This is a genomic window from Pseudomonas sp. Sample_20 (assembly GCF_004307585.1).
Taxonomy (GTDB): Bacteria; Pseudomonadota; Gammaproteobacteria; order Pseudomonadales; family Pseudomonadaceae; genus Aquipseudomonas; species Aquipseudomonas atacamensis.
On the sequence record NZ_RCOA01000015.1, the window covers coordinates 1 to 1,953 of the forward strand.

Genomic DNA, 1,953 nt, shown 5'->3' on the forward strand with positions numbered 1-1,953 from the left:
CGGGTCTGGTTGAACTTGCCGCGAAAGGATTTGGCCAGGCCGGTCCGCACGCTGTCGACGATCACCACTTCACGCATGGCATACCTCATTGTTGTTGTCGGTTGAGAGTGGACCTGAGCATAAGTCCACCTTCTTGCCGACCGCGAGGATCATTCACCCGGCGTATGCGCGGCCATCGCTTCAGTCCTTGTGCTTTTTGGCCTTCTTGTCGGATTTCTCGAACGCGTCTTCCAGCGCGCGGTTGATGGTGCGCAATACTTTCACCCGCGCCCAGCGTTTGTCGTTGGCCTCGACCAGCGTCCACGGCGCGATCTCGGTGCTGGTGCGATCAACCATGTCGCCGACCGCCCGGCGATAGTCGTCCCACTTTTCCCGGTTGCGCCAGTCGTCCTCGGTAATCTTGAAACGCTTGAAGGAAATCTCTTCGCGCTCCTGAAAGCGCTCCATCTGCGTGTCCTTGTCGATGGCCAGCCAGAACTTGACCACGATGACGCCGGCATCGGCCAGTTGCTCTTCGAAGTCATTGATTTCGCCGTAGGCGCGCAGCCAGTCGGCCGGGGTGCAGAAGCCTTCGATCCGCTCGACCAGCACCCGCCCGTACCAGGAGCGGTCGAACACGGTGAATTTGCCCCGCGCCGGAAGGTGTCGCCAGAACCGCCACAGATACGGTTGTGCGCGCTCTTCTTCGGTCGGCGCGGCGATCGGCACGATGCTGTACTGACGCGGATCGAGCGCCGCTGCCACGCGGCGAATCGCCCCGCCCTTGCCGGCCGCGTCGTTACCCTCGAACACCGCCACCAGCGCATGGCGGCGCATGCGTTTGTCGCGCATCAGCCCGGACAGACGCGCCTGTTCGGTGATCAGTTGTTCTTCATAGTCTTTCTTGTCCAGACGCTGCGTCAGGTCGAGGCTGTCGAGCAGGTTCAACTGATCGACCGGCGTGCCCAGCGGCGCGGCACTGACTTCGTGAGGATTGACGTCGGCACGCTTGAGCGCGTTTTGCAGACCTTCGAGGAGAATCTTGCCCACCGCCAGGCTGCGGTAATTGGCATCGACGCCTTCGATGACATGCCACGGCGCGTAATCGCGACTGGTACGGCGCAGCACGCGCTCGCCGTATTTGACGAACTTGTCGTAGGTCTGCGACTGCTGCCAGTCCAGCGGACTGATGCGCCAGCTGTGCAGCGGGTCGTCGGCCAGCGATTTTAGCCGCGCTTTCATCTGCTTCTTGGACAGGTGAAACCAGAACTTGAAGATCAGCGCGCCTTCATCGCAGAGCATTTTTTCCAGACGCTCGGCGCCAGCGATGGCCTGGTCCAGACGCGGATCCTTGAACAGTCCGTGCACCCGGCCCTGGAGCATCTGGCTATACCAGTTGCCGAAGAACACGCCCATTCGCCCTTTGGCCGGCAGCATGCGCCAGTAGCGCCACGCCGGTGGCCGCGCCAGTTCTTCATCGGTTTGCTGGTCGAAGGTGCGCACTTCGATCAGGCGCGGGTCCATCCACTCGTTGAGCAGCTTGACCGTCTCGCCCTTGCCCGCCCCTTCAATGCCGTTGATCAGGATGATCACCGGAAAGCGCTTCTGCTGCTGCAACTCGAACTGCGCTTCCAGCAAGGCTTCACGCAGCGCAGGGACCGCCGCCTCATAAGTGTCTTTGTCGATGGCGTGACCGATTTCAGCGGATTCAAACATTGGACGGCTCCTTCCAGGGTTCAACAAGACTAGCGGATTGGGCACGGGCGCAGGGCAGAAATTCCCATGAACTCAGGACGGGATGAGAACTTTGTGGTGAGGGGATTTATCGTTGACTGGCTGTGCAGTATTCGTAGATCCGGGAAGTGCGGTTTGGATCGGGAAAACGGGGTGGATGGTTTTGGGACTGCTTCGCAGTCCAACGGGGATAAATCCCCTCGCCACAGGGTTCTTTTCACCGCGAGTCTTGTGGTTTTG

Annotated in this window: 2 protein-coding genes; both read right to left on the bottom strand. The window is 60.5% G+C overall.

What is annotated here, in order from left to right:
* Window positions 1–77: hypothetical protein (locus D8U70_RS27905; protein WP_241664631.1), on the bottom strand; the 77-nt coding region annotated here is incomplete at its 3' end.
* A 103-nt stretch (window positions 78–180) separates the two neighbouring features.
* Window positions 181–1,695 carry a polyphosphate:AMP phosphotransferase gene (gene pap, locus D8U70_RS02135; RefSeq protein WP_130928209.1) on the bottom strand — a complete coding sequence of 505 codons (1,515 nt, stop codon included), beginning with the start codon at window positions 1,693–1,695 and terminating at the stop codon, window positions 181–183.
* Between the last annotated feature and the right edge of the window lie 258 nt (window positions 1,696–1,953).